16 protein-coding genes and 1 pseudogene are annotated in these 26,975 nt (G+C 55.6%); 9 read left to right on the top strand and 8 right to left on the bottom strand.

Going from position 1 to position 26,975, the window contains the following annotated elements; all coding sequences use genetic code 11:
- The 4 genes and pseudogenes from ACO2Q8_RS14685 to ACO2Q8_RS14670 all read left to right on the top strand — a co-directional run.
- Positions 1-172, top strand: a pseudogene (locus ACO2Q8_RS14685) (PadR family transcriptional regulator); the annotation flags it as partial.
- Positions 173-253: 81 nt separating this feature from the next.
- Positions 254-2,872 (top strand): ABC transporter permease, encoded by a 2,619-nt coding sequence (locus tag ACO2Q8_RS14680; RefSeq protein WP_423345582.1) that lies wholly within the window; start codon positions 254-256, stop codon positions 2,870-2,872.
- Between the two features lie 159 nt (positions 2,873-3,031).
- Positions 3,032-5,659 carry an ABC transporter permease gene (locus ACO2Q8_RS14675; RefSeq protein WP_423345581.1) on the top strand — a complete coding sequence of 876 codons (2,628 nt, stop codon included), beginning with the start codon at positions 3,032-3,034 and terminating at the stop codon, positions 5,657-5,659.
- A gap of 72 nt (positions 5,660-5,731) precedes the next feature.
- On the top strand, positions 5,732-8,335 hold the full coding sequence (locus ACO2Q8_RS14670) for an ABC transporter permease (protein ID WP_423345580.1): 2,604 nt from the start codon (positions 5,732-5,734) through the stop codon (positions 8,333-8,335).
- A gap of 30 nt (positions 8,336-8,365) precedes the next feature.
- On the opposite strand, the gene ACO2Q8_RS14665 is transcribed toward ACO2Q8_RS14670, so the two are convergent.
- The 3 genes from ACO2Q8_RS14665 to ACO2Q8_RS14655 form a co-directional block, all read right to left on the bottom strand.
- A complete protein-coding gene (locus ACO2Q8_RS14665; RefSeq protein WP_423345579.1) occupies positions 8,366-8,857 on the bottom strand; it encodes an ankyrin repeat domain-containing protein in 492 nt (163 codons plus the stop codon).
- 8 nt (positions 8,858-8,865) lie between these two features.
- On the bottom strand, positions 8,866-10,488 hold the full coding sequence (locus ACO2Q8_RS14660) for a catalase (protein ID WP_423345578.1): 1,623 nt from the start codon (positions 10,486-10,488) through the stop codon (positions 8,866-8,868).
- A gap of 165 nt (positions 10,489-10,653) precedes the next feature.
- Positions 10,654-13,002: a mechanosensitive ion channel family protein gene (locus tag ACO2Q8_RS14655; protein ID WP_423345577.1), complete on the bottom strand. Its 2,349-nt coding sequence runs from the start codon at positions 13,000-13,002 to the stop codon at positions 10,654-10,656.
- 482 nt (positions 13,003-13,484) lie between these two features.
- On the opposite strand from ACO2Q8_RS14655, the gene ACO2Q8_RS14650 reads away from it, so the two are divergent.
- Positions 13,485-15,851 (top strand): ABC transporter permease, encoded by a 2,367-nt coding sequence (locus ACO2Q8_RS14650; protein ID WP_423345576.1) that lies wholly within the window; start codon positions 13,485-13,487, stop codon positions 15,849-15,851.
- A 100-nt stretch (positions 15,852-15,951) separates the two neighbouring features.
- Here ACO2Q8_RS14650 and ACO2Q8_RS14645 read toward each other — a convergent pair whose 3' ends face one another.
- Positions 15,952-16,920, bottom strand: coding sequence for a phytanoyl-CoA dioxygenase family protein (locus ACO2Q8_RS14645; RefSeq protein WP_423345575.1), 969 nt, complete (start codon positions 16,918-16,920; stop codon positions 15,952-15,954).
- 152 nt (positions 16,921-17,072) lie between these two features.
- Here ACO2Q8_RS14645 and ACO2Q8_RS14640 point away from each other — a divergent pair, with 152 nt between their 5' ends.
- The 3 genes from ACO2Q8_RS14640 to ACO2Q8_RS14630 all read left to right on the top strand — a co-directional run bounded on the left by ACO2Q8_RS14640 (position 17,073) and on the right by ACO2Q8_RS14630 (position 22,772).
- Positions 17,073-17,912, top strand: a complete 840-nt coding sequence (locus ACO2Q8_RS14640; RefSeq protein ID WP_423345574.1) for a helix-turn-helix domain-containing protein — start codon at positions 17,073-17,075, stop codon at positions 17,910-17,912.
- A 116-nt stretch (positions 17,913-18,028) separates the two neighbouring features.
- Positions 18,029-19,282, top strand: a complete 1,254-nt coding sequence (locus ACO2Q8_RS14635) for a GDSL-type esterase/lipase family protein (RefSeq protein WP_423345573.1) — start codon at positions 18,029-18,031, stop codon at positions 19,280-19,282.
- 1 nt (position 19,283) lies between these two features.
- The gene (locus ACO2Q8_RS14630; RefSeq protein ID WP_423345572.1) at positions 19,284-22,772 is read left to right on the top strand and encodes a PVC-type heme-binding CxxCH protein; all 3,489 of its coding nucleotides are present in this window, start codon (positions 19,284-19,286) and stop codon (positions 22,770-22,772) included.
- Between the two features lie 105 nt (positions 22,773-22,877).
- On the opposite strand, the gene ACO2Q8_RS14625 is transcribed toward ACO2Q8_RS14630, so the two are convergent.
- From ACO2Q8_RS14625 to ACO2Q8_RS14615, 3 genes are all read right to left on the bottom strand, one after another.
- Positions 22,878-23,261, bottom strand: a complete 384-nt coding sequence (locus ACO2Q8_RS14625; protein ID WP_423345571.1) for a rhodanese-like domain-containing protein — start codon at positions 23,259-23,261, stop codon at positions 22,878-22,880.
- A gap of 33 nt (positions 23,262-23,294) precedes the next feature.
- A complete protein-coding gene (locus tag ACO2Q8_RS14620) occupies positions 23,295-23,717 on the bottom strand; it encodes a hypothetical protein (RefSeq protein WP_423345570.1) in 423 nt (140 codons plus the stop codon).
- Between the two features lie 90 nt (positions 23,718-23,807).
- A complete protein-coding gene (locus ACO2Q8_RS14615) occupies positions 23,808-23,981 on the bottom strand; it encodes a hypothetical protein (RefSeq protein WP_423345569.1) in 174 nt (57 codons plus the stop codon).
- Positions 23,982-24,159: 178 nt separating this feature from the next.
- On the opposite strand from ACO2Q8_RS14615, the gene ACO2Q8_RS14610 reads away from it, so the two are divergent.
- Positions 24,160-26,313, top strand: coding sequence for a tetratricopeptide repeat-containing sensor histidine kinase (locus tag ACO2Q8_RS14610; protein ID WP_423345568.1), 2,154 nt, complete (start codon positions 24,160-24,162; stop codon positions 26,311-26,313).
- Here the strand turns inward: ACO2Q8_RS14610 and ACO2Q8_RS14605 are convergent.
- On the bottom strand, positions 26,255-26,878 hold the full coding sequence (locus ACO2Q8_RS14605) for a response regulator (protein ID WP_423345567.1): 624 nt from the start codon (positions 26,876-26,878) through the stop codon (positions 26,255-26,257). The genes ACO2Q8_RS14610 and ACO2Q8_RS14605 overlap by 59 nt on opposite strands.
- Positions 26,879-26,975: the final 97 nt, after the last annotated feature.

The raw sequence follows: 26,975 nt of genomic DNA, 5'->3' as shown, positions 1-26,975 counted from the left end.
GGAGCAGAAAGGCTACGTCAGTTCGGTGCTGGGCGACGCCACGGCCGAGCGCGGTGGTCGCCGGAAGCGGCTGTTTACCGTCACGGCCCTGGGCGGACGGGTGTTGCAGGAAGTTCGTTCGGTCCGCAACCGGCTCTGGGACCGCATCATCCCGCAGACGATGTGGAGTTAAGAGTTATGAGTTAAGAATTAAGAGTTAAAAACCGTTCGCCATGACTGCCCGCTCCGACTGTACCATTCAACTCTTAACTCTATGACTCCGCCCCGCTTCCCCGACCGACTCCTCAACTGGCTGGTGGCTCCGCACCTGCGGGAGGAGGTGCTGGGCGATATGCACGAGCGGTTTTTCCGGCAGGGCGAGCAGGTGGGCGAAGCGCGGGCCCGACGACGCTACTGGCGCGATATGCTGGCGTACCTCAGACCGGCTTTCATCCGGCGAAAACCTTCCGGTCCGGCGTACCGGGACTATTCTCAACCAACCCATACGGACATGTTGCAAAACCATTTTAAAATCGCTTTTCGAAATCTGATCGGGGGAAAAATCTACTCCGCGCTCAACATAGCGGGCCTTGCCCTTGGGATGGCCGGTGCCGTGCTGATTCTGCTGTGGCTACAGAACGAGGTGAGCTTCGATCGATTTCATGCCCATCAAGACCGCCTTTTTCAGGTCTATGGCCTGGCCCACAACCCCAATGGCGCGTCGGTGGCCATTCCGGTCACCTCGCAGCCGCTGGGACCCGCCTTGCAAAAGGATTATCCGGAAGTGGAAGCCGTTGCGCGCGTCAAAGATGTTGACCGGTTTCTGATGACGGCGCAGGATAAAAGCTTTACCGGTATTTCCGGTGCTTTCGTCGATCCGGCTTTTCTGAAAATGTTCAGTTTCCCGCTGGTCGCGGGGGTGAACCAGGAGCCGCTTACGGCGGCTTCTTCCATTGTGATTACCGAAAAACTGGCGACGAAACTGTTTGGCGAGGAGGACCCGCTGGGCAAAGTCATCCGGCTCGATGCGAGTGGTCACGTCACGGTCACGGGCGTTCTGAAAGATTTGCCGCCCAATACGCGGTTTACCTTTGAGTACCTGCTGCCCTGGGATCATTTGAAAAACTTAGGGGCTGGTTGGAGCAATGACGAGTGGTTAAGCAATAATACGCCGACGTTTGTCCTGATCAGGCCCAATGTCGATGATGCGCTATTCAGCGAAAAAATCAGGGATCTAACCCGCCGGTATGCCGGGCGGAACGATGTCTGGACACATTTTCTCTTTCCGCTGCATCAATGGCATTTATACGCCGAGTTTGAAAACGGAAAACCGGTTGGCGGGCGCATCGAAACCGTGCGGGTATTTGGGCTGATCGCGGCTTTCATACTGTTGATTGCCTGCATCAATTTCATGAATTTGAGTACGGCCCGAAGCGAAAAACGGGCTAAAGAAATCGGAATTCGCAAAGTTGCGGGGGCGGGGCGGGGCCTGCTGATCGGGCAATTTATGGCCGAAGCCCTGCTAACGGCCAGCCTGGCGGGGGGCTTGGCTTTGCTGATCGTCCAACTGGCGCTTCCGTCGTTCAACAGGCTGATCGGTACGCAGCTTGCCATCCCGTACGGTATTTTTTCTTTCTGGCTTTGCGCCCTCGGGTTTATCGGCATCACCGGACTGCTGGCGGGTAGTTACCCGGCTTTCTATCTTTCCTCTTTCCAAGCCACCGGTATTTTTACAAAACAGTTCCGAAAAACCCCGATGGGACTGTCGCCCCGCAAGGCGCTGGTGGTTTTGCAATTTACGTTCGCCATCGTTCTGGTGATTGCTACGATGATCGTTCGCGATCAGGTTGTTTACGCTCAGGAGCGGGATAAAGGGTATACAAACACACAGTTGATTCGGGTGGATTTTATCGGCGACATCGAAAAAAACTACGAGACCATCAAACAGGCGCTGATTGCGTCGGGAACGGCTACATCGGTGACCAAAACCATGAGCAGCATCACGGACGAGGGCGCGCGCACCTGGGGGCTGCGGTGGACGGGAGAAGCGCCGAAAGATACCAACACGGCGCTGACGCTCTTTAGCACGGATGCCGATTTGGTCAAAACGGCGGGCCTGAAGCTGCTGGCAGGCCGGGACATCGACATTTACCGTTACCCCGCCGATAGTTTTTCGGTACTCCTGAACGAAACCGCCGTCAAGCTCATGGGCTTTCAGAATCCCATTGGGCAACTGATCACGCAACCGCATGCAAACCGGACCTGGCGGGTGGTCGGTGTCGTCAAAGATTACGTCGTTGGCTCTCCGTACGACAACATACCGCCGGTGGTGATTGAAGGGCCCGGCGCCTGGTTCAACACCCTGCACATTAAACTCAATCCGGCGCAGGCGATGGCCGACAATCTAGACAAAACCGAAGAGCTCTTCCGGAAATACAACCCGGCTTATCCGTTCGACTACCGGTTTGTCGACCAAGAGTATGCCCAAAAATTTGATAGTGAGCAACGGACTAAAACGCTGGCCGGGCTGTTTGCCGCTTTCGCCGTCGTGATTTCCTGCCTGGGATTGTTTGGGCTGACGTCCTTTGCCGTCGAACAGGCGCGGAAAGAAATCGGCATCCGGAAGGTGCTGGGGGCTACTGTCGGTCAGCTCATTACCTATTTGTCGAAAGACTTCCTGAAACTGGTGCTAATCGCCTTTCTGATTGCCATCCCGATTACCTGGCATAGTATGAACCAATGGCTCCAGGCGTTTACGTACCGCATTGGAATTTCGTGGTGGGTTTTTGTGTTGGCGGGTGGTTTGGCGTTGTTCATTGCCCTGCTCACCGTCAGTTTTCATACTATCCGAGCCGCGCTGATGAACCCGGTTAAATCGCTACGCTCGGAATAGTCTTGAACTTGGATTACACAGATTGAAGGATTAAGAGGAGATAAAAGATTTCTAACGATTAGTAAAAGGAATTGACTTGATCTAAAAAACAAACGGTGAATTAAACACCGGTAGCCATCCCAGTTAATCTTTTAATCGGTGTAATCCAAGTTCAAGACCATGACTCCGCCCCGCTTCCCCGACCGCATCCTGACCTGGCTGGTGGCACCGCACCTGCGGGAGGAGGTGCTGGGCGATCGGCACGAGCGGTTTTTCCGGCAGGTCGAGCAAGTGGGTGAAGCCAAGGCTCGAAGGCGTTATTGGCGCGATATGCTGGCGTACGTGCGACCGACTTTTATCCGGCGAAAACCTTCCGGTCCGGCGTACCGGGACTATCCTCAACCAACAACTACGGACATGCTACAGAACTACTTTAAAATTGCTTTTCGGAACCTGGCTAAAAACCGGGTGTATTCGTTCATCAACATTTTCGGGCTGGCGTCGGGCATGGCCGTGGCCATGCTGATCGGCCTGTGGATTTACGGAGAGCTGTCATTCAATACGGGCCATAAAAATTACGACCGCATTGCGAAAGTGATGCAGAATCAGACCTTTAACGGGAAAGTCGAAACCTGGGGCAGTCAGGCGATGCAGTTGGCCCCCGAACTGCGAACCAGCTACGGCAGTTATTTTAAGCATGTGGTGACGGCCGGTTTTCCGGGCGACTACCGGCTAGCGGTTGGCGACAGGAAAATCACCCAAACCGGTAATTACATGGAACCCGGCATTACCGACATGCTGGCACTGACCATGCGGAAAGGAACCCGCTCCGGCTTGCAGGACCCGAACTCCATTTTGCTGTCGGCTTCAGCCGCCGAAGCGCTTTTCGGAACAACCGATCCACTCCACAAGACCGTCAGGATTAGCAACAAGTACAACGTCAAAGTAACGGGCGTTTACGAAGACATTCCGGATAATTCGTCGTTTGGCAACCTGGCGTTTATTGCCCCGTTCGACTTGCAGAAGCGCGATTTGCCCGAATGGGTAAGCTGGGGCAATAGCTGGTTTCAGACGTTTGTTCAGATCGCGGATAAAACCGATATGAACGCGGTTTCCGGGAAGATTAAACTGGCCAAATGGAACCGGGTAAAAGGGGACGACGACCGGCGGTTTAAGCCGGAACTTTTTCTGTTGCCGATGCCGCGCTGGCATTTGTATTCCGACTTCAAAAACGGCGTCAACGTCGGTGGCCAAATTCAGATCGTCTGGCTGTTTGGCATCATCGGGCTGTTTGTGTTACTGCTGGCCTGCATCAACTTCATGAACCTCAGTACTGCCCGCTCCGAAAAACGCGCCAAAGAAGTCGGCATCCGGAAGGCGATTGGCTCGGTCCGGCAGCAGTTGATCGCCCAGTTTTTCAGCGAATCGTTGCTGGTCGTGTTCCTGGCGTTCGTGATTGCCCTGGTGCTGGCGCAGCTAAGTTTGCCGTTGTTTAACGAGGTCACCGGCAAAGAAATCAGCCTTCTGGGCGCGAACAGCCCGGCCGCCCGGCCCTGGTTCTGGCTGGCAAGCCTGGGGTTCTGTCTGTTTACCAGCCTCGTCGCGGGCAGTTATCCGGCGTTTTATCTGTCGGCGTTTCAGCCCGTGAAAGTCCTGAAAGGCACCTTCCGGGTTGGGCGGTTTGCGGCCATTCCCCGGCAGACGCTGGTGGTCGTTCAGTTTACGGTTTCGGTCACGCTGATCATCGGCACCATTGTCGTGTTCCGGCAGATTCAATTTGCCAAAAACCGCCCCATCGGCTACAGCCGGGCCAACCTGGTTACGGTTCCGATCCGGAACGACGCGCTGATTACCCATTTCCCAACCGTTCGCGATGAGCTACGCAACACCGGATTGGTGGAGGAAGTAGCTGCCACCGATGTCCCCATCACGGCGACGGGCGTTACCAATAGCGGGTTTCACTGGAAAGGCAAAGCGCCCGACATGGCCGATGAATTCGTCACCATGCGGGTAACGCACGAATTCGGGAAAATGATTGACTGGCAACTCAAAGAAGGCCGGGATTTTTCCAAAGCGTTCACGACCGACTCGACCGGTTTTATCTTAAACGAAGCGGCTGTTGCGTACATGGGCCTGAGAAATCCGGTGGGCGAAACCATCAAGTGGGGCGACGATTCCTACAAAGTTATCGGCGTGGTCAAAGATCTTATCACGCAGTCGCCGTATAATCCCGTGAAGCAGACCATTTTTGTCCTCAACTACAAGCGGGTTTCGCTGCTGACGCTGAAAATAAATCCGGCCGCCAATGCCCACGATGCGCTGGATAAAATCGAGTCGGTGTATAAGAAATACGATGCCGACAATCCGTTCACCTACCGATTTGTCGATCAGGAATATGCGAAAAAATTCGGTGACGAAGAACGGGTAGGCAAGCTGGCTTTCTTCTTTGCCATTCTGGCCATTTTCATCAGTTGCCTGGGGCTGTTCGGGCTGGCCTCGTTCGTGGCCGAGCAGCGCACCAAGGAAATCGGCGTGCGCAAAGTGCTGGGCGCGTCGGTGCTCAACCTGTGGGGATTGCTCTCTAAAGAATTCGTAGTGCTGGTCGTTATCGCCTTCGGGATTGCCACGCCCATTGCCTGGTATTTTCTGACCAACTGGCTCCAGAAATACGACTACCGCACCGACATTTCGTGGTGGATTTTTGCTGCGTCGGGTGCCGGAGCCTTGCTGATCACGTTGCTGACGGTCAGTTTTCAAAGCATCAAAGCCGCGCTGATGAATCCGGTGACCTCACTGCGCTCGGAATAGACTAGCTTAGGGCATGGGGCAGAGGGCCTTTTGCTTCCCACCCTATGCCCTCTGCCCCAAACCCTTACCCCTATGCAAGAGATGACCCCGCCCCGCATTCCCGACCGCATCCTCACCTGGCTGGTGGCTCCGCACCTGCGCGAAGAGGTGCTGGGCGACCGGCACGAACGGTTTTTCCGGCAGGTCGAGCAGGTGGGCGAGGCCCGGGCCCGACGTCGGTATTGGCGCGATATGCTGGCCTACCTGCGACCGACTTTTATCCGACGAAAACCTTCTGAATTTCCTCAACCAACAAATACGGACATGCTTCAAAACTATTTCAAAGTCGCTTTCCGAAACCTGGTCAAAAACCGGGTGTATTCGTTCATCAACATCTTTGGGCTGGCGTCGGGCATGTCCGTCGCGATGCTGATTGGCCTGTGGGTGTACGACGAACTGTCGTATGACAAACACAACAAAAATTACGACCGCATTGGCATGCTCTGGCAGTTTGTGTCGTTCGAGCCCGAAAAATCGTCGTACGATGTCCTGCCGATTCCGCTGGCGGCCGAACTGCGGAACAAATACCCGGATTTCGAGTCGGTCAGCTTATCGGTTTTCCGGAAAGCGATTCTGGGGTCGGGCGACCAGACATTTGCCCGAACCGGCAACTACGTCGAACCGGATTTTGCCGACATTTTCACCATCAACCTGCTGGCGGGCAGCCGGTTTGGCGCAGACGATATCAATGCGATTCTGCTTTCCAAATCCGTCGCTGACGCCATTTTTGGGTCGGCCGATCCAATCAATAAACTGCTGAAGCTGGATAACAAGCAGTCAGCCAGGGTCGTCGGTGTTTACGAAGATTTTCCGAGCAACAGTGCGTTCAGGGATGTCCTTTTTCTGGCCCCCTGGAAGTTGTTTTCGGCTATCGATGACGGGGCTAAACGGGATCGGAACGAGTGGGATTCCAATTCGTACCAGGTGTATGTCCAGCTCAAACCGGGGGCAGATTTCGGTGCGGTTTCGGCCAAAATCAAGGACATTCGGATGAAACGCGACAACCCTCCGCGTTACAAACCCGAGTTTTTTCTGCACCCGATGAGCAAGTGGCATTTGTACCGGGATTTTAAAGATGGCGTCAACACTGGTGGTATCATCATTTATGTATGGTTATTTGGCGCTATTGGCATCATTGTGCTGCTACTGGCCTGCATCAATTTCATGAACCTGAGCACGGCGCGTTCCGAAAAACGGGCGAAGGAAGTCGGCATTCGGAAAGCCATTGGGTCCGTTCGGGGCCAGTTGATTTACCAGTTTTTTAGCGAATCGCTGCTGATGGCGCTACTGGCGTTTGGGCTGGCGTTTGTGTTCGTGCAACTGGCGTTGCCGTTTTTCAATCAGGTGTCCGAGAAAAAACTGGCCATATTGTGGGCCAATCCCTGGTTCTGGCTGGCCGGACTCGGTTTTAGTCTGTTTACCGGACTGATCGCAGGCAGTTATCCGGCCTTGTATCTGTCGTCGTTTCAACCCGTCAAAGTGCTGAAGGGGACGCTCCGGGCCAACCGGTTTGCCACGATTCCGCGCAAAGTGCTGGTTGCCTTTCAGTTCACGGTTTCGGTTACGCTGATGATTGGCACCATCATTGTATTTCGGCAGATCGAGCACGCGAAAAACCGCTCGGTGGGCTACAATCGCTCCGGGCTGATTGAAATCAGCATGAATACGCCCGAGCTGTACGGTCGCTACAGAACCCTGCGCGACGATTTACGGGCGACCGGCGCGGTCGAAGAGATGTCCGAGTCGTCGGGGTCCGTAACGGTGCAATACGGCGGAACGACGGATTTTACCTGGAAAGGCAAGGAGCCGAACACGTCCCCGCTGGTGATGTCGAATTTTGTCACGCACGACTACGGAAAAACCGTCGGCTGGCAGTTGAAGGAGGGCCGCGATTTCTCCCGCGAATTTTCGACCGATTCGTCGGCCATCATTCTGAATGAAGCAGCCGTGAAACTGATGGGCTTTCAAAAACCGATCGGCGAAACCGTCCGGCGGAGCGGGCGCGATTATACCGTCGTCGGGGTCATTCGGGACATGATCAAGGAAGATCCGTTCAAACCAGTCAACCCCTCGTTTTTTGCGCTGAGCTACCGGGATGTGAATGTGATCAATATCAAATTGTCTCCACAAGTTCCTGTCAGCGACGCGTTGAGCAAAGTAGAACAAGTGTTTCGGACGTACAGTCCGGCGGCCCCGTTCGATTACAAATTTGTGGACGAAGAATACGCCCAGAAGTTTGGTGCCGAAGAACGGATCGGTAAGATCGCGGGCGTATTTGCCAGCCTGGCGGTGTTGATCAGTTGCCTGGGTTTGTTCGGTCTGGCGTCGTTCATGGCCGAGCAGCGCACGAAGGAGATTGGCATCCGGAAAGTGCTGGGTGCATCGGTTTTTACCATCTGGGGGCTGCTCTCCAGGGAGTTTGTGGTGTTGCTGGCGATTGCCTTCTGCCTGGGTGCCCCGCTGGCGTATTACGTGCTGTCGGACTGGCTGCAAAATTACCAATACCGCACGGAGCTTTCCTGGTGGATCTTTGCCGCAGCCGGTGTTGGCGCGCTGGTGATCACGCTGCTGACAGTCAGTTTCCAGAGCATCAAAGCCGCGCTGATGAATCCGGTGAAAAGTCTGCGGAGTGAGTGAAGGGCATTGGGCATGGGACAGAGGGTTACCCTACGCCCTCTGCCCCATGCCTCCTTCCATAATTTCAATCGCTTCCACATTGCCCTGCTGAACGGCCAGATCGATGGCGGTCAGGCCCCGGCTTTCGCGTAGGTGGGCGTTGGCACCGTGCTCCATCACCAGCCTGACGAGTTGGTTCCGGCCGAATAGCGTGGCAAACATCAAAGCCGTTCCCCCGTTGCCGTGCTGCTGGTTGATGTCGGCACCGTGGGCAATGAGCAGTTCGGCAATGGGCGCATACCCCTTGAAACAGACGCCCATCAGCGCCGTGTTGCCGCCCGCATCGCTGGCGTTCACATTCGCACCGGCTTCGAGCAGCACCCGAACGGCCTCCAACTGTTCGTTGTAAGCTGCCAGGATGAGCGGAGTATACCCCCGCGCATCCTGGCTGTCGAGGTCTGCGCCCTCGGCAATCAGCTCGTGCAGCAGCGGCAGGTCGCCGGTTCGGGCGGCCTGAAAAAGGGCGTTAGCCTGGCTTTCCATCCTGACGATCAATACGGTTTTGATTCGGTTGACGCCTGTTCGGCTTGCTGGACGGCCTGCGCTTCCATTCCGGTTTGGGAGTGACCGTTGGAACCAACTGCGGCTTTCAAACCCTCGGCCACCCGCCGACCGTAATCCTCATCGCACTGCGTAAACAGCTCGATCATCCGGTCCTGGATGTGCTTTTCAGCCGCCGACAGCGCGCCAACTAGGTTGGAAATCAGCTCGTCGCGTTCCCAGTCTTCAAAATTTCGGTACGTTTCTCCGGCCTGTTTGAAGTCGTTTTGCCGACTGATTTTCTCCCGAACCAGCTTGGCCTGGTAATAGGGTGTATAATCTTTTCCGGGTTTGGGTGCTTCTTTCAGGCCCCCCAGGCTCGACGGTTCGTAATTGACGTGCGGATTGGTGCCCGGCGCAATGTCCTGATGGTAAGCCATTTGCCCATCCCGCTGGTTCGTCGCTGCGTGTTTGCGGGGCGAGTTGATCGGTAATTGCAGGTAGTTCGTCCCGACCCGGTACCGCTGCGTATCCGAATACGAGAACGTGCGGCCCTGCAACATTTTATCGTCCGAAAAATCGAGTCCGTCGACCAGCACCCCGGTTCCGAACGCCGACTGTTCGACCTCCGCAAAGTAGTTGACCGGATTCCGGTTCAGGGTCATTTTTCCAATCGGGTGCCACGGAAATTGCTCTTTGGGCCAGAGTTTGGTATCATCCAGCGGGTCAAAATCGAGTTCCGGGTGTTCGTCGTCGCTCATGATCTGGACGCAGAGCTCCCATTCCGGAAACTCCCCGCGCTCGATGGCTTCGTACAAATCCTGGGTCGCGTGGTTGAAATTTTTGGCCTGAATTTCTTCGGCCTGCTGCTGCGTCAGGTTTTTGATGCCCTGTAACGGTTCCCAATGATATTTCACCAAAACGGCCTCGCCCTCACTATTGACCCATTTGTAGGTGTTCACGCCCGACCCCTGCATGTGCCGGTAGTTGGCCGGAATGCCCCAGGGCGAAAACAAAAAAGTGATCATGTGCAGGGCCTCGGGCGTATGACTGATAAAGTCAAACTGCCGGTTCGGGTCCTGCCGGTTCGTGACCGGGTCGGGCTTGAAGGCGTGGATAAAGTCGGGAAATTTCAGGGCATCCCGGATGAAAAAGATTTTCAGGTTGTTGCCGACCAAATCCCAGTTGCCATCTTCGGTGTACATCTTGACGGCAAAACCGCGCGGATCGCGCAGGGTCTCGGGCGAGTGGCCGCCGTGAATCACCGTCGAAAACCGGACAAACAGGGGCGTCGTTTTTCCTTTTTCCTGAAACACCTTGGCGCGGGTATATTTCGAAATCGGCTCGTCGCCCAACGTGCCGTAGGCTTCAAAAATGCCGTGGGCACCGGCCCCGCGCGCGTGGACAACCCGTTCGGGCACGCGCTCCCGGTCGAAGTGCGACATTTTTTCCAGCAACTGGTAGTTTTCCAGCGTGGCCGGTCCCCGGTTTCCCACCGTGCGGGTGTTCTGGTTGTCGTAAACGGGGTGGCCCTGTCGGGTGGTCAGGATGGTGGTGCCGCCCCCCGCCGATTCCTGCTCCGGTAACTTATTGTTTTCGGAGGTGTTGTGGTTGTTGTCCGTTGGCTCGATCATGGCAGTTCTGTTTTCGAAAGCAACAACCCACCCCGGTGTTGGTTTAAAAACCGCCCTTCTTTGTTATACCCCGGCCCACGGCGTCTGCTTATTCCGAAGATATTTCTTTCCGGTCAATGAATGACAGAGGGAGGACACCCTCTGCTCCTAACCCCATGCCCTCTGCTACATCATCTTAATTCCCGCTTCCTTAAACCGCCGGTAGATGTTGAGCAGCACCTCGCTCCGAAACTGGTCTTCCTTGTTGATCGAGTTGATCCAGACGCGCGCTTTCAGTTCAATGGCGTCGGTCGTAATGGTGGAGACGAAAATTTCGGGCGGCTGGCGCTTGACGGTGTTCGGATGTTTGGTAATTTCTTCTTTAAGGAGCTTCTTCAACTCGCTCAGTTCATGCTCGGTATCGGCCTTGATGGTCAGTTCAATGCGTTTGGCTTTGTGGTTGATCGTCCAGTTGATGACCTGCCCGGAAAGCAAATCGCCGTTCGGGATGATCACTTCGGACCCTTCGGTGGTGAGCAGGCGGCTTGACCGGATGCCGATGTTTTTGACGCGTCCTTTTTTGTTGGCAATCTCGATGAAATCGCCGATCTGGAACGGTTTGTCGAAGATGAGAATGATGCCCGAAACCAGGTTGTTGACGATGGTTTGCAGCCCCAGGCCGATCCCGACGCCCAGCGCCCCGACAATGACTGTGACTTTATCCAGCCCAATGCCGGACGCGACAATGGCGAACAGAAAACCGCCGATGAGCATGAACAGCCGGATGATGACCAGCCGGGAGTCGACCGTGTTGATGGTGCCCGTGATCTCGTCGTCGGTTTCGCCGAAGAAATACCCGATGTATTTCCGCAGCGCATTCGATAGGTACAGGACAATGAAAAACAAAACGATGTTGCCCCAGGTAAATTTGGTGCTGCCGAAGGTTCGTTCGGTGGTCAGAAACTGTTCGGCGACGCTGTAAACCGTGTTGTAGACGTACAGGTTGTTGGTGAAGATAATCAGCCAGGCGATGACGGCCACAAAACTCAGCAACCGGTGCAAGCCTGCTTCCAGTTTCGGATAATTGAACCGCGAGGCAACGCCCTTCGTCAATTTCCCGCTAACGACCTGAAGCGCAAAGGCTTCCTTGATGATCTGCACCATCGTAAACAGGCCAACGGCCTGCGTCAAACCATAAATCGACGCTGTGGAGCAAATTTTGGCCAGACTCATCCGGCCGAAGATATTGCAGATAATCGCCAGGACATTTAGAACGATGTAGACAATGGAAACCTGTTTGATGAAACCAGTGAGGGCCAGTACTTTCCGGATTCGGAACAGGAAAAGGAAACCGAAAAGAACCGAGACACCGTTCAAAAGAAGTAACCAGAGCCGGAACCAGATGCCGGGGTCGATGATCGACGAGCGGGTGATGACCACCAGGATGTACAGCGTGACAATTGCCAGCCAGTAGACAAATAACTGTCGGGGCCAGCTTCGGTAGAAAAGGCCGGTCAGCGCCAGCAGTAGGATAAACTGCGTCAATTCGACGTACACCGCCGGAGGGCGCAGGTCAAAAAACGGCGCAAAATTGAAGACCACCACCAGCACCGAGAAAACCGGGATGGAGTGCAGGTAGCGGAGTTTGAGATCGTTCCGGACGGTTTCGCGCTGGCCGTGCCGGTCGATGATAAAGAAGCTCTGATACACCCACGCAAAGAAAGCCGCGCCGATCAGGAGCATGTACAGCCAGTTGCCGGAACTGCGGTTGAGGTAATACGCGAGCATGTCGCGCTGCCCTTCATAAGAGCGGCCGACGAGGTTGTTCAGATGGTCGTCGGCCCCGGTTTTGGGCGGAATGGCCCAGATGAAGTCACTTTCCTTCCCGGCTATTTTGACGTTAAACTCCCGGATGCGCTCGTTGACGATATTGGTCAATTCGGCCGTGGCAAAAAAACCGTCCGAAACCGTAGCCTGCAATTTGTTGATGCGGGTCAGGTTCTGGTTGGTCGCTTTACTGGCCGCAATCCATTGTTGCCGCAAATCCTTGAGCGCACCAAAATAGAGCTTTCGGTAACTACTGTCGGCGGGCAGCACGAGCGTCGAGTCGCGGGCCAGGGAGATCAGTTGGCCGTTCATGGCCGACAACTCTTTTTCGTAACCCGAAAGCGTTTCCCGCCAGGCTTTCAGTTGCGTCTGCAGGTCGTTGAGCAGCACCTGAAACATGAGCATGTTCTTCATGTCATGCACTTTTTCATACAGCAGCAGGTTGGTCCGGATGGTTTTGAGGTACGATTGTACTTCCGGGAGCCGGTCTTCCAGTTGCCAGGTGCTGAATCCCCGGCGGTTGCGGTTCCCGATTTCGTTCAACACCGTATGGCCTTTTTCCATCCGGGCAATGACGCTGTCGACCGGAATACCGGGCTGCGGAATGATGGGCAGGCTGTCGCCCTCGGCGTTGTTCTGGGCGAAAAGCGGAGCGCTTACGAGAAAAAAAATCCAAAGTAAGCTATTGAAAACCAGGCTAGATTTCACCCCCAACCCCCTAAAGGGGGCTTTAAACAGAAGTCCAAAGCCCCCTTTAGGGGGTTGGGGGTAATTCTCAACAAGAGAGTATACCACTTTTGGATACTTTCTGAAAACCAGTCGGTTTTTTACAAAGAGGAAAAAAGTGATACGGTTTTTGGTTACAATCATCAGGCAATCTTCGTTTCAACGTCTCGCTGTTCATGGGTTCTGTTCGTTATCTTTAAATACTGCTGAGCGGCTGAATTGTTATAAGTTTGCTGGGAAGTCGCTGCTTTCCCAACCCTTTCGGGAACGGTTTTTCGAACAGATTCGGCTGTCCGTAAACCGGACAGGAGCTGTCCAGTATCGGACAGGATGATTGGATCGCTTCCGGCAAAACCGTATGTAAGCCACCTTGAGGCTGGATTGGCCGGCCTGGCATCGCATTTGTGCGACTCAGGTTGTGCACGTCAACGGAAATTCGTTTTTTCCTCTTTCCGACTATCGTTATGATCCGGAACTACCTCACGGTTGCCTGGCGAAACCTGATTAGCAACAAAGCGTTTACCATCATCAACATCCTGGGGCTGGCCCTGGGAATGGCCGCCAGCCTGCTCATTTTCCTCTGGATTCGGGACGAACTGAGCATCGGGACGCAGTACAAAAACGGTGCGCACCTCTACCGCATTATGGAGCGGGAATATACCGATGGCAAAGTGGTGGCCGATGACGACACACCCGGTTTGTTGGCCGATGAACTCAAAAAACAGTTCCCGGAAGTGGTTCATGCCGCCGGTTTTTCGTGGCAGGAAGGGCATGTGCTATCCGTTGGTACGAAGGTAATGCGCCATACCGGCGGTTTTGCCGGGGCCGACTGGTTCAGCATCTACAGCATTCCGCTGCTGGCCGGAGCGCCCGCAACGGCCCTCGACGCTCCCAATAGCCTGGCAATCTCGCGAAAACTGGCCGGACTCTATTTCGGGAGTCCGCAAAAAGCCCTGGGGCAACCGATCCGGTTTGACAACCAGACGGATTATCAGGTGACGGCGGTTTTTGAAAACCTGCCCGCTACCTCGCCTGACCACTACGATTTTCTGCTAAGCTGGCCGGCTTTTCTGGCGCGGGAACCCTGGCTGAAAGAGTGGACCAACGGCGGACCGGCTACCCGAATCCAACTCCGTCCCGACGCTGACGTGGCCCAAGTTGATGCCAAACTGAAATGGTTTCTGAAAGGACGGAATACCGACTTTGGCCCTACGTTTTACATCAACCTGTTTCTCCACGCCGAAAAGGATGCCTACCTGTATTCCAATTTCAAAGAGGGCTACCTCGACGGGGGGCGGATCGAATACGTGCAGTTACTGGGCATCGTCGCGGTTTTTCTGCTGTTGATTGCGAGCGTTAACTTTATGAATCTGGCGACGGCCCGGTCGGTCAAACGGGCGAAGGAGGTGGGCGTTCGGAAAGTGGTCGGGGCCGAACGGTCCACGTTAATCGGGCAATTTATGGGAGAAGCCCTGCTGCTGACCACGCTAGCTCTTGGGCTGGCGCTGGGTCTGGTAAGCGCCGTCTTGCCCCTTTTCAACCAGTTAACCGGCAAGCAGCTTAGCATGCCGGTGACCGAACCCGGTTTTGGGCTTACACTGCTGGGCCTGTGGCTGGCGATGGGTTTTCTGGCCGGAAGCTACCCGGCGCTGTTTCTGTCGGCGCTTAACCCCGTGCGCGTCCTGAAAGGAACACTGCGGTTTGGGGCCGGGGCGCAGTTGTTCCGGCGGGGCCTGGTGGTGTTTCAATTTATGCTGTCGATGCTGCTGATGGTGGGTACGGTGGTCATTTATCAACAACTGAACTACATTCAAACTAAAAATCTGGGTTATAACCGCGAAAACCTAATCACCATTCCGAGCGAAGGGGCTATCGCTGAAAAGTTTGCCTTATTTAAACAGGAGTTACAGCAAAAACCGGGTATTCAGGCCGTTTCCAACATGCAAACCACTCCATTGTCTAACGGAAATACCACGGAAAGCGTCTCCTGGCCCGGAAAAGACCCCAATGCGGCCATTTCGTTCAACAACACCGCCGTCGGGTACGATTTTGCCCGGGTGATGAACGTGAAATTTCGGCAGGGGCGGGATTTCTCGCCCGAGTTCGGAACCGATTCAGCTAATTACCTCATCAACGAAGCCGCAGCCAAACGCATTGGCTACCAGAACCCCGTTGGCAAACCGCTTACCTTCTGGAGCAAACCCGGAAAAATCATCGGACTACTCGAAGATTTTCACTTCAATTCGCTCCATGAACCCATCCGACCGCTGATCGTCCGGCTGGCGGATCACCATTATGGTAACATCCTGATTCGGACGCAACCCGGCCAAACCGAGGAGGCTTTGACCAGCATCAAAACGCTTTGCCGGAAACTGAATCCGAATTTTCCGTTTACCTACTCATTCGTGGACGCCGAATACCAGAAGCTGTACAGAAGCGAAACCGTCGTCGGGAAACTGGCTACCCTCTTTGCCGGATTAGCCATTTTCATCGCCTGTCTGGGGCTGTTTGGCCTGGCGGCTTTCATGGCCGAACAGCGCACGAAGGAAATTGGCGTCCGGAAGGTACTGGGCGCGTCGGTGGGCAATGTGGTCGCGTTGCTCTCAACCGATTTCCTGAAACTGGTTGTCATTGCCATCATCATTGCCTCGCCGGTGGCCTGGTACGTCATGCATGAGTGGCTTCAGGGTTTCGCCTACAAAATCGACATTGGCTGGTGGGTTTTCGCACTGGCGGGCTTTCTCTCCGTCGGCATTGCACTGCTGACCGTTAGTTTCCAGAGCATTCGGGCCGCTTTGACAAATCCGGTGAAAAGCCTGCGAAGCGAGTGAAGAATAACAAGTGACAATATCGAATAATGAATACTGAATAACGAATATCGAAAAGAGGGGAGCCACTTCGACATTCGTTATTCAACATTCGATATTTCCTTTAGGTCCACCGCTCCAGCCCCAGCAGCTTTTTGCCCAGTTCGCTTAGTTCGGCGGTGGGGTAGTGGGTTTGCTCCCAGCCGCGCGGGTCGCCGGGGAAAGCGTAGCCCTCGGGCGCTTTGCGGTCGCGCCAGGAGGTGATGCGCCACTGCCGCAGGGCTTCGTTCTCTTCCTGAGCGGGCATCATCGAAATGTACTGAGCAATCCGAACTTTATCTTTCGACAGATTCGGCCGAATGCCGTGGGGCTGGGTGCTGTTGAAAATCAGCAGGTCGCCAGCCTCCAGTTTCACTTTCGTTAGCTCGAAACCGGTCGTGTCGGGTTTGAAATGGTCACGGTCGGCGGGTTGGGTCAGCTTCCAGGTGTCATAGGTTCGGTATAGCTCCGGGATGCACTGAAAACCGCCCATGTTTTCGTCGGTCTGGTCGGCCAGTGCCAATACACCCTGCACGTTCTGCGGCCGGGTTTCGGGGTCGTAATCCCAGTGAATAAACCCTTTAAACTCAAAACCGGGTCGGGCGGGCAGGTTCAGGTTGGCCCGATCGATGGTTACCCAGAGCTTTTCGGTACCCCAGATGTCGACGAACGCATCGTACACTCGCTGCGTTTGCCGGTTATTCCACAAATATTGATGATTGTAGACTTCCACCATGCCGCTGTTGGTCAACTCCTTCATCTTCATTTCGGCGCGGGGCGGTGCGTACCAGGTTTCCGGATCGTTCGGGTCTTTTTCCTCAAATTCCCAGAGAAAGTGCGCCAGTCGCTCGGCCTGTTCTTTCGGGACGGCCTTTTTGACGACGATGTAGCCGTTTTCGACCCAAAACCGCCAGTCGTCTTCCGACAGCACCCGCAGCGGCTGGCCGTTCGAGCGGTCGTTGAGTTTGATTGGGCTGCTGATGGCCGTCGAGGGGTTGCCCGGAATGTCGGTATGCGCGTTGTCCGGAAGTAAGGTTAGTGTCATCGTTTCCATAAAATAGCATCGGTTTAAGATTGAATAGGACAAAGGTAGTTTGGTTTAGTAGCCGGTTGCTACACGCCGAATCGCTGGTTTTTGAACTCTATTGATCTTTTTTGTGAACTAGAAACCGGTTTTTGTATAGTTTTATACAAATGTCTTTGCCCATGAAAGCGTATCTGGAAGAAATCCGGACTGATACCGACAGCTCATTTCGGCTGCTGCTGACGCCCCACCTGAACGATTTTTTCCTCTGGCATTTCCACCCCGAATACGAGCTGGTGTTCATTGAGGGGGCCGATGGGCCGCGTCACGTCGGCGATCATCTGTCCCGCTACGAGGGCAGCGATCTGGTGTTCATTGGGTCGTACATTCCACATTTAAACTTCGACTACGGCGTGCGAACCGACTACCGCAAGGTGGTGATTCAGCTACGGGAAGATTTTTTGCAGGCCGATTTGCAGAAAATGCCGGAACTGGCCGCGATTGCGCGTCTGTTTGAGCAATCGCGTCGAGGCATCGCGTTTCACGGCCGAACGAAGCAGGTCGTGGGCCGACGGCTGATGCGGTTTCACCAGTTGTCGCATTTTCGGCAATGGATCGAACTGCTCGAAATCTTCCAACTCCTGGCGACGTCGTCGGAATATACCCTGCTCAACAGCCGCCCGGTCGATTCGCCATTCAACGCCCGGGAGCAGCAGCGGTTGCAGCGGGTGTACCGGTTTATCGAGGAAAACTACGCCCGAAAAATCGAGATGGCCGAACTGGCCGATCTGACGAATTTGACGGTGGCGGCTTTTTGCCGGTATTTCAAAAAGATGACCCGCACGACCTTCACCGAGTTTGTCAACCAGCACCGGGTGCGCGAAGCCAAACGGCTGTTGCTGGCCGACCAGTCGGTGACGGAAGCCTGTTTTGCCAGCGGTTTCGAGAGTCTGTCGTACTTCAACCGGATTTTCAAGCGGCTAACCGGTCAGAATCCGATGGCGTTTAAGAAAGTTGGATAGGAACGCGGATTGAAAACCGGCCTGATCCTTCCCTTTTCTCCCAAAACTTCACCAATTTTAACCTCTGAAGGCCTTTACACTTCCTAACCCATTCACGTAAAGGCTTCTGACTGTGCATGAAAACAAGAAACGCGCTGGCCGCGCTGGTTGGCCTGTTGGCTGGCTTTTGGCTTCTCCCCGACGACCGGGTTCTGGCGCAAAAACCGCCCCAGACTGTCGCCGATTCTCCCAACGCCCCCTTTGAACTCCGCAATGGCGACCGGGTGGTTTTTCTCGGCAACTCGCTGTTTGAGAACGACTTTCAGTACAATTACCTGGAGTATGCCCTGACAACCCGCTGGGCCGACCGCGACGTGACGTTCCGGAACCTGGGCTGGTCGGGCGACAACGTGTTTGGCGAAGCCCGGAGTACGTTTACCAACCCGCCCACGCCCTACCAACACCTCATGAACCAGATCACCCAGGCAAAACCGACGGTGGTTTTTCTGGCCTATGGCGGGGTAGAAGCCGAGTGGGGCGAAGCGGGCCTGCCCCGGTTTCGGGAAGGCTTAACGAAACTGCTTGACACGCTCGATCGGCTGGGTGCCCGGTCGGTTTTGCTGTCGCCGATTCCGATGCTGGCCGGGGATTCGGCGCAGCACATCGCCAAACGCAACGCCATGCTGGAAGTCTATGCCTCGGTCCTCGCGGAAACGGCTTCGGCGCGGGGCAAGCGGTACATCGACCTGTTCAAACCGGTTGCGGAACTGGGCAAAAAAGTAACCATTACTGAAAATGGTATTCACCTGAACGAAACCGGGTATTACGAACTGGCGAAACTGCTGGAGCAAAGTCTCGGACTGACTCCATCGGGCGAAACCGCACAGATTACGATCACGAAAAACGGGGCTGAAGCGTCGGCTCCCGTGAAAATGCAAACCACCGGCCCGGAAAACCCGGTTTTGAGGTTTACGATGGACGAGCCTTATCTGCCGTTGCCCCCGCCCGCGTCGAACCCGGAAGTCGCTGAGGGCGTTCGGACGCTGAAAATAAGCGGTTTAAAGAAAGGCTTTTACACGCTCACGGCCGACGACGCGACGGTGGTGATGGCTTCGGCGCAGCAGTGGGCCGAGGGTGTGCCGATCCGGCAAGGCCCCGTGTTCGAGCAGGCCCGGCACCTGCGCTACCTCATGCTCAAGAAGAACGAACTGTTCTTTTTCCAATACCGCCCTCTCAACCAGACGTACATCCTCGGTTTTCGCTCCTACGAACAGGGGCGGCACGTCAAAGGGCTGGAGGAGCAAAACATTCTCATCAAATGGCTGGAAGGGCAGATTGCGCTGTCCTGCAAACCCAAAACCAGCGTGTACCAACTTATTCCGCTGAAGTAGCATGAACGTCCTGACCCTACGCCAACTCCTGTCCCGTTTCCGCCAGCTTCTGCTGATTCCGGCGGTGCTGTTGATTACGTCGTCGATCAATCCCGACGACCGGAAGGACAATCCGAACCCGGACGTGCAGCGCGAACTCGAATCGTTCAAGGTTGCCGACGGTTTTGAAGTTACCCTGTTTGCCGCCGAACCGCTGGTGGCGAAACCGATCCAGATGAACTGGGACGCCGACGGTCGTCTGTGGGTCGTGAGCAGCACGGCCTATCCGCACCTGAAAACCGGCGAGGAAGCCAACGACAAGGTGTTTGTGCTTGAAGACACCGACGGCGACGGCAAGGCCGACAAATCGACCCTCTTTGCCGAAGGGCTAATCACGCCCACGGGTATTCTGCCGGGCGACGGCGGGGTGTACGTCGCTAACTCGACCGAACTGCTGCACTTTGCCGATACCGACGGCGATGGCAAAGCCGACAAGCGACGCCGGATTCTGAACGGGTTTGGAACCGGCGACACTCACCACCTGATTCATACCTTCCGCTGGGGACCGGAAGGGCGGTTTTACTTCAACCAGTCGATTTACATTTACAGCCACGTCGAAACCCCGAAGGGCATCCGGCGGCTGGAAGGGGGCGGTGTCTGGCAATTGAACCCGAAAGACCTCGATCTGGACATCTACGCCCGGGGGCTGATCAATCCCTGGGGGCTTCAGTTCGACCGCTGGGGCCAGTCGTTCCTGACCGACGGTGCGGGGGGCGAAGGCATCAATTACGCGTTTCCGGGGGCTACTTTCGTGACGGCACCGGGCGCGGCCCGCATCCTGCGCGGACTGAATCCGGGACAGCCCAAACACAGCGGCCTGGATGTGGTTTCGGGGCGACACCTGCCCGAAGACTGGCAGGGTAGTCTGATTACCAACGATTTTCGGGCTAACCGCATCAACCGGTTTACGCTGGAAGAACAAGGCAGCGGCTACGCGTCGAAGCAGGTAGAGGATTTGCTGTGGACAGACAACGTCGCGTTTCGGCCGGTAGATATTTCGGTGGGGCCGGATGGAGCCATTTACGTGGCCGATTGGTACAACCCGATCATTCAGCACGGCGAAGTGGATTTTCACGATCCGCGCCGGGACCAGGAACACGGCCGCATCTGGCGGATTGTGGCGAAAAACCGACCACTCGTCAAAAAGCCGCTGTTGACAAAAGCTTCGGTTGATGAACTGCTCGACGCTCTGAAGCAACCCGAAGACTGGACCCGGTTACAGGCCAAGCAGGTGCTCAAGGCCCGGGGCGCGAAAGAGGTGTTGCCGATTCTTCAGAAATGGGTGCAGAAGCTGGACAAAACCCAGGCCGATTACGAACACCACCTGCTCGAAGCCCTCTGGACGTATCAGACGCTGGAAGTCGTGAACGAGCCGCTGTTGCAAACGTTGCTCACGGCGCAAAACCCCCGGGCGCGGGCGGCTGCCTTGCGGGCCTACCAGCTTTGGCACACCAAAATCCCGAACGGAGCAGCCATTCTGACCAAAGCCGTCGCCGACCCGCACCCGCAGGTTCGGCTGGAAGCCGTCATTGCGCTCCGCAAGCTGCCGACCGCCGATGCGGCCCGCACCGCCTTGTCGGTTCTGGAAAAACCGATGGACGAGTTTCTGGATTATGCGCTCTGGCAAACCGTTCGGGAACTGGAGCCGCAGTGGGCCCAGCGCCTGAAAACCGAGCCGAATTTTTTCAGGAATGTCCGGAATACCGCCTACGCGCTCAAATCGGTGAGCACGCCCGAAGCGGTTTCACAACTGGCAACGATGTATCAGGCCGGGCAGGTGCCGGATGAGTATGAAAAGGATGTCCTGGGAACCATCGCCCGGTTTGGCCGACCGGCCGACGCGAGCATTCTGTTCGAGAAAACCGTTCAGGCAAGCGGTTCGAAAAACAACACGGTGGCTCAACTGATGACGCTCGAAGAAGCCGCCCGTCGAAACGTCCGGCCCGAACGCGACCTGAACCGGATTACCGGTTTTGCCGAAAATGAAGACGAAGCCGTGGTAACCAGCGCCATCCGGCTGATGGGCTTGTGGAAACTCAGCGACCAGACCAGCCGACTGGTCGGTCTGGCGCAGAAAGGGGATAAAAATGTCAGGAAAGCCGCCCTCGGTGCGCTGGCCGTGATGGATACCGACCCCGCCCGTCAGGCATTGATGGATCTGACGAGCGCTAAACATCCGGCCGATCTGCGGCTGGCGGCTACGGCCCAACTGGTGTCGGTGAATGCCGCCGAAGCCGCCCGAATCGGGGGCGAGTTGTTGCGAAATCTGCCGCCCCAAACCGATGCCACCGAATTGTTCCAGGCTTTTGTCGTAAACCGGCAGGGTACGCGCGCGCTGGCCGACGAACTAACCACCCGCAAAATCCCGGCCACCGTCGCCAAAGTGGGGCGGCAAACGCTGCAAAACCGGGTGCCATACAACCGCCGGAATAGCGACGAAGTGAAGCTCCTGACGCAGGCGCTCGAAGCGTCGGGTGGCGTGTTGCCACCCGAAAAAATGCCGCAGGAGCTGAACCCGCAGGAAATCAACCGGTTGGCGCAGCTGGTCCGGGAGACGGCCGACCCGGCGAAAGGCGAGCTGGTGTTCCGAAAAACCGCCCTAACCTGCCAGACCTGCCACGCGATTGGTGGGGCCGGAGGGCGCATCGGCCCGGATTTGAGCAGTTTGGGAACCAGTTCGCCGGTCGAAACCATCATCCGTTCCATCCTGTACCCGAACCAGTCGATCAAGGAAGGCTACGAATTGCAGCGGCTGGTGAAAAAAGAGGGCACCGAGCTGATGGGTTATATTGTCAGCAACGGAACGGCTGAAATCGTGCTGCGCGACATTAGCGGACAGGAAGTGTCGGTACCGAAAAGCCAGATCAACGCGCTTGAAAAAGTGCCGGGTTCGCTGATGCCCGCCGGTTTGACGGCCAGCCTGGACAAGCAGGAGTTTATCAATCTGATCGGTTTTCTGTCCAAAATGGGCGAATCCGGCCCGTTTCGGGTGCCGACGGCCCGGTTTGTCCGGCGCTGGAATACGGTTTTTAGCAACAAAGAAGTCGCCAGGAAAATTGCTGCAGAAGGACCGGGGTATGTTGTAAAAGACAATGCGAAAGTATTCTGGCAACCCGCCTACAGCAAGGTTTCCGGCGAGTTTCCGGTCGACGAACTGCCCGTGGTGGAAGCCAGTGCGGGCAAACGGTTTTCGTTCGTCCGGTTCGAGATCGAAGTCGTTAGCAAAGGCAATGTCAACCTGATGCTTGGCAACACGGCGGGAATCACGGCCTGGGTGGGCGCAAAACCGCTCAAACTGACGGCCCAGGGCGCGGTGGCCGAGTTGCCGCAGGGCATTCAAACCGTCACGCTGGCGATCGATCGGGCGGTTTTCAAAGACAGCTCGCTGAGCGTTGAGCTACTCGATGCCGACCAGTTGCCCGCGCAAACCCGGCTGGTGATGGGCCGTTAACACAAAACACCAGACCCGCAAAAACCGGGTCTGGTGTTCAACGTTTCCTCATTCATGAGTCGGGTGCCCGCTGCGGACGCGGGGTAAGTGTTCGTTGAAACCGTTTCAGGCGGAAACCGGTAATCCGGCTTCTTTCCAGGCCTTGATGCCGCCGTCCAGGTGCGCAACGTTTTCGTAGCCCATCTGTTTGAGGGTAGCCACAGCGAGCGCCGACCGGCCGCCCGAAGCACAATGCAAAATCAGGCGTTTTGCGCGGTCGAAGGCTGGCTTGTGGTAAGGCAATGTCGGATCGGCATAGAATTCCAGCATACCGCGCGGAGCATGAACGGCACCGGGAATTGTACCGGTCTGGGCCAGTTCGTCCGGTTCGCGGAGGTCGATGAGGGCCGCTTTTCCTGCATTAAGTTCCCGGCTGACCTGTTCGGGCGTTAGGTTTTCGATGTGCTGCTTGGCTTCTCGTACCAAATCAGTGGCGGATTTTGTTGTCATGAGAAATACGACTAAGAAATGGTGTGAATAGCCTTATTGGTTGATCGTCACGTACCGGTATGACTCGACCGTCGGAAAATCGACTACCTTGACCTGACGAACGACAGTTTGTTGCCCATCGCTGATTTCGATGCGATAAAGACCGGGATCGGATTCTTCAAAATTGAATTTCATGCGGTACGTTTTCGGGGATCTTTTCAGATACGTCCGGTGAAGGATACTGTTTTTAGCATCTTTCAGGGTCACGGTAACCCACTTGGGTTGCCGGATGTCCAACATCAGCAGCAGCTTCTTATTGGCTCCCATGTACATACCGGTCGCAAAAGATTGCGTTTCCGTGGGCGCATCGCCGGATTTACCGGGTTTGGTATCCGTAGCCTGGGTGCTAGACAGAGGCATAAACAGCGCCAGACTCATCAATAAGACTTTGGCAAATAGTGTAATTCGCGTGTTCATTGTTTTTGTTGTTTTGTGTTCAGAAATGGTGTAGACAATCAGTACGTAAAAGCATAAAACCGGTTTTCAAACCGTCGGTTTTGCCCCGAATCAGGGCCACAGGTCCTCCGTAATCTCCTCCCAGGAGATGTCTTGTGGGGTGTCGGTGAAATCGGGCGTGGGCAAGCGGTCAGACCAGCGGAGGAATGCAGCCGCCGGGATGTACGCTAACGTCAGGAATCCGATCACCGTTAAGTAAATCGTGATCAAAGCAATTCGTTTCAAAAGTTAAGTGTGGTTACTTTGTATTGTAGATCAGGTAATTACCTCTGCAAAGGTCTCCTTTTCGCTCCTGCGAAAAACCACCGGAATCGGTGATTTTGGGTCACTGAATTCGGTGATTTTGGCGGAAAACAGGTGCTGGCAGGGACAATGAGAGGAGATGAAACATGCTTATGTGCCGATGAAACTGCTTTACTATGTGCTTTTGCTCGGGCTTGGGCTGAACGTTCCTGGTTGGGTTCAGGCCCAGAGTTATGATACCCCACCGTTTAATTTTGACCGCAGTACCGACCGGGTCTATGTCGATAGTCTGTTGCAGGCGACCCGCCTTCGGCTGAAGGGCCTCGACCGCTACCGACCGACGCCCCGGGTCGATACAGCCCGCATGGAATACCAGCACTTTATGGCGCAGGTGCAATACAGTAGCGTCGTTTACCGCGACAGTTCGTTGCAAACTGCCCAGGAGTTGGTCCGATGGGCCGAGCGCCGGAAAAATGTCAAGTATCAGATCAAGGGTTTGTTGATGCTAGAACGCTGCGAGCGGGTTGCCCGGACGCACTATGCGCAGGCCATTCAACACAATTACCGCTTGTTGTCGCTCATTGAAACCGCCCCGGCCGTGTATGCCATGTATTACTGGCGCGTTTACCGAAATCTGGGTCAGATCAGCATTGCGCTGGGCGAGTACGACGAAGCTGCCGGTTATTTGCAGAAAAGTCTGGCCTGGTTTGAGAAGGACCAGAAAATTGACCCGGTTCACCGGTCGGATCTTCACCGTATCCTGGCAAATTCGTACAAAGGGCAACAGCAATGGGCGCAGGCCGAGAAACAGTATCTACTAGCCTGGGAACTTCTGAACCGTCAACCGCAAGTATCGATGTCGAATAAAGCCTATCTGAGCAACGATATCGGGCAGATATACAACAGCCAGCGGAAGTTTGCTCAGGCGGTTCCGTACCTCCGGCAGTCGGTGACTTTCTGGACGCAGCTCAAGGCTCCGCTTCCGCAGGCGGATGCGCTCGCCGATCTGGCTGTGGCCTACCTGGGGCTTAACCAATTGCCGGAAGCCATTGCCTGCGCACGCGAAGCGCTGGCAAAAAACCAGAAAGTATATGCACCGATGCTGACGGCGTATTCGGTACTGGCCAAGGCGTTTGAGACCCAGCGCGATTGGCAGCGTGCGTTCGAATACCAGCAATTGTACCACGCGAAAAAGTGGGAAGAGCAGGAGGCCATTAACCAGACCGAAACCCTGCGGACAAAAGTAAAAGTAGAGCGGGAACGACTCGAAGCCGCGCACCGGCAGGCGGAGTTATTGCAGCAGCAGCGGTACCAGACGCTGGCAAAGCAGGCCGAGATCGACCGGTTGAACCATACCGTCAAGCTGAATGAGCTCCGGCGGCTGACGCAGACCCGTGCGCTTCGGCACGAACTGGAAACCCAGCAATTGCGGGCGACGGCAGCTCAGAAACAGGCCGGGCAGCAGGCGATGATCAAACAACTGAAAATCGATCAGTTGCATTCCGGCCTATCGGCACAAAAGCGGTTTCGAAATCTGCTATTGACCGGGATTGCGGTGGTGAGTTTACTCGGATTGTTGCTCCTGTATTACAGCCTGCGGCTCCGGCGCACGAATGTGGCTTTGCGGGCCAAAAACCGGGAGATTGAACTTGCGCTGGTCCGGGGGCAGTCGATCGAGCGGAAACGGGTAGCGACCGAACTCCACGACCGGGTGAGCAGCCTGCTCGGCGCGACTAAGATGACGTTCCAGACCATCGACGCCGACATTCTTTCCCCGCGCGACCGGCAATTGTACGAAAACAGCCTGAACCTGCTCACCGATGCCGCCACACAGGTTCGGCAATTGTCGCGCAATCTGCTTCCGGAAGAGGTGCTCCAACAGGATCTGACGGTTTCGTTGAAAAGCCTGATTCGGAAGTTGAACGGAGCGGAGAAAACACGGTTTTCGTTGAATCTGGAAACCGCCGAAACGCTCCCGATGCCACCCGAGGTCAAATTCAACCTCTACGTAATCTGCCTCGAACTGAGCACCAACATCCTGCGGCACGCCCGCGCCGGTCAGGCCCGGATTCGGCTGGCGGGGCAAGCGAACGGGCTGATGCTGGAAGTCAGCGATGACGGGATCGGGATGGAAAACCCGGCGACAGGCGGGATTGGGCTGGGCAGCATCCGGGAGCGGGCCGAAGCCATCGGAGCGCAATTCAGCCTCGAAGCGGTTCCGGGAAGCGGAACCACGGCGCGGGTGTGGCTACCGCTTACAACCGGATGGCTCCCCGTTGGAGGGCGTACTTCATCAAGCCCAGTGCCGTCGTGATGCCGAGTTTCTGGTAAATCCGTTTGCGGTGCGTCTCGACGGTGTTGAACGAGATAAACAGCCGCTCGGCGATCTGGTTGCTGGATAATTCGTCCAGAATCAGCCGGGCCACCTCGGCTTCCCGCTCGGTCAGCGGGGTTTCGACAACCGTCGCAGCCGGTTTTTCATCCAGTAGAATTACCCGGGTGTCCATATACCGGCGACCGGTGGCCACGGCCCGGAGGGCGTCGAAAAGCTCAGTTTTGTCGGCGGTTTTGGTCACGAAGCCGTTGGCTCCGGCCTGCATCGCCTGCCGGATTTGGGCTGGGTCGTCGGAGCCGGACAGCACCAGAATAGCCAGGGTCGGATACTGCCCTTTCAACATCCGGATGAGGTCGGTGCTGTTCACCGAAGGCATGACCAGATCCGTCACGAGCAGGTCGACAGCCCGGGTTTTCAGCATATCTTCCAGCGAAAGCCGATCCGTAGCCATGCCAACGACCTCAAACTCGCCGGAGGTCGCCAGCAAATTGGCAAAGCTTTCCATGACGACCCGGTGATCGTCCAGCAGAACAATTCGACACATAACGAGCACAGGATAAGCAAGTTCGGTGCAATAGTCGGTTTTTTTCGAAGAAATACCGCAGGTTTTTGAGGGAAAGGAAAGAACAGGAGTTCCTTCC

The sequence above is a fragment of the Larkinella sp. VNQ87 genome, assembly GCF_049445795.1.
Lineage (GTDB): Bacteria > Bacteroidota > Bacteroidia > Cytophagales > Spirosomataceae > Larkinella.
Note: the sequence above shows the minus strand (reverse complement) of the source record. Positions and strands in the feature narration are given on the sequence as shown.

What these genes read in the sequence shown, in the direction of transcription:
- ACO2Q8_RS14630 (WP_423345572.1), top strand. Translation starts at nt 19,284, where the DNA reads ATGAACGTCCTGACCCTACGCCAACTCCTGTCCCGTTTCCGCCAGCTT.
- ACO2Q8_RS14645 (WP_423345575.1), bottom strand. Translation starts at nt 16,920, where the DNA reads ATGGAAACGATGACACTAACCTTACTTCCGGACAACGCGCATACCGAC.
- ACO2Q8_RS14620 (WP_423345570.1), bottom strand. Translation starts at nt 23,717, where the DNA reads ATGAACACGCGAATTACACTATTTGCCAAAGTCTTATTGATGAGTCTG.
- ACO2Q8_RS14670 (WP_423345580.1), top strand. Translation starts at nt 5,732, where the DNA reads ATGCAAGAGATGACCCCGCCCCGCATTCCCGACCGCATCCTCACCTGG.
- ACO2Q8_RS14640 (WP_423345574.1), top strand. Translation starts at nt 17,073, where the DNA reads ATGAAAGCGTATCTGGAAGAAATCCGGACTGATACCGACAGCTCATTT.
- ACO2Q8_RS14680 (WP_423345582.1), top strand. Translation starts at nt 254, where the DNA reads ATGACTCCGCCCCGCTTCCCCGACCGACTCCTCAACTGGCTGGTGGCT.
- ACO2Q8_RS14610 (WP_423345568.1), top strand. Translation starts at nt 24,160, where the DNA reads ATGAAACTGCTTTACTATGTGCTTTTGCTCGGGCTTGGGCTGAACGTT.
- ACO2Q8_RS14665 (WP_423345579.1), bottom strand. Translation starts at nt 8,857, where the DNA reads ATGGAAAGCCAGGCTAACGCCCTTTTTCAGGCCGCCCGAACCGGCGAC.
- ACO2Q8_RS14650 (WP_423345576.1), top strand. Translation starts at nt 13,485, where the DNA reads ATGATCCGGAACTACCTCACGGTTGCCTGGCGAAACCTGATTAGCAAC.
- ACO2Q8_RS14635 (WP_423345573.1), top strand. Translation starts at nt 18,029, where the DNA reads ATGAAAACAAGAAACGCGCTGGCCGCGCTGGTTGGCCTGTTGGCTGGC.
- ACO2Q8_RS14675 (WP_423345581.1), top strand. Translation starts at nt 3,032, where the DNA reads ATGACTCCGCCCCGCTTCCCCGACCGCATCCTGACCTGGCTGGTGGCA.
- ACO2Q8_RS14660 (WP_423345578.1), bottom strand. Translation starts at nt 10,488, where the DNA reads ATGATCGAGCCAACGGACAACAACCACAACACCTCCGAAAACAATAAG.
- ACO2Q8_RS14605 (WP_423345567.1), bottom strand. Translation starts at nt 26,878, where the DNA reads ATGTGTCGAATTGTTCTGCTGGACGATCACCGGGTCGTCATGGAAAGC.
- ACO2Q8_RS14625 (WP_423345571.1), bottom strand. Translation starts at nt 23,261, where the DNA reads ATGACAACAAAATCCGCCACTGATTTGGTACGAGAAGCCAAGCAGCAC.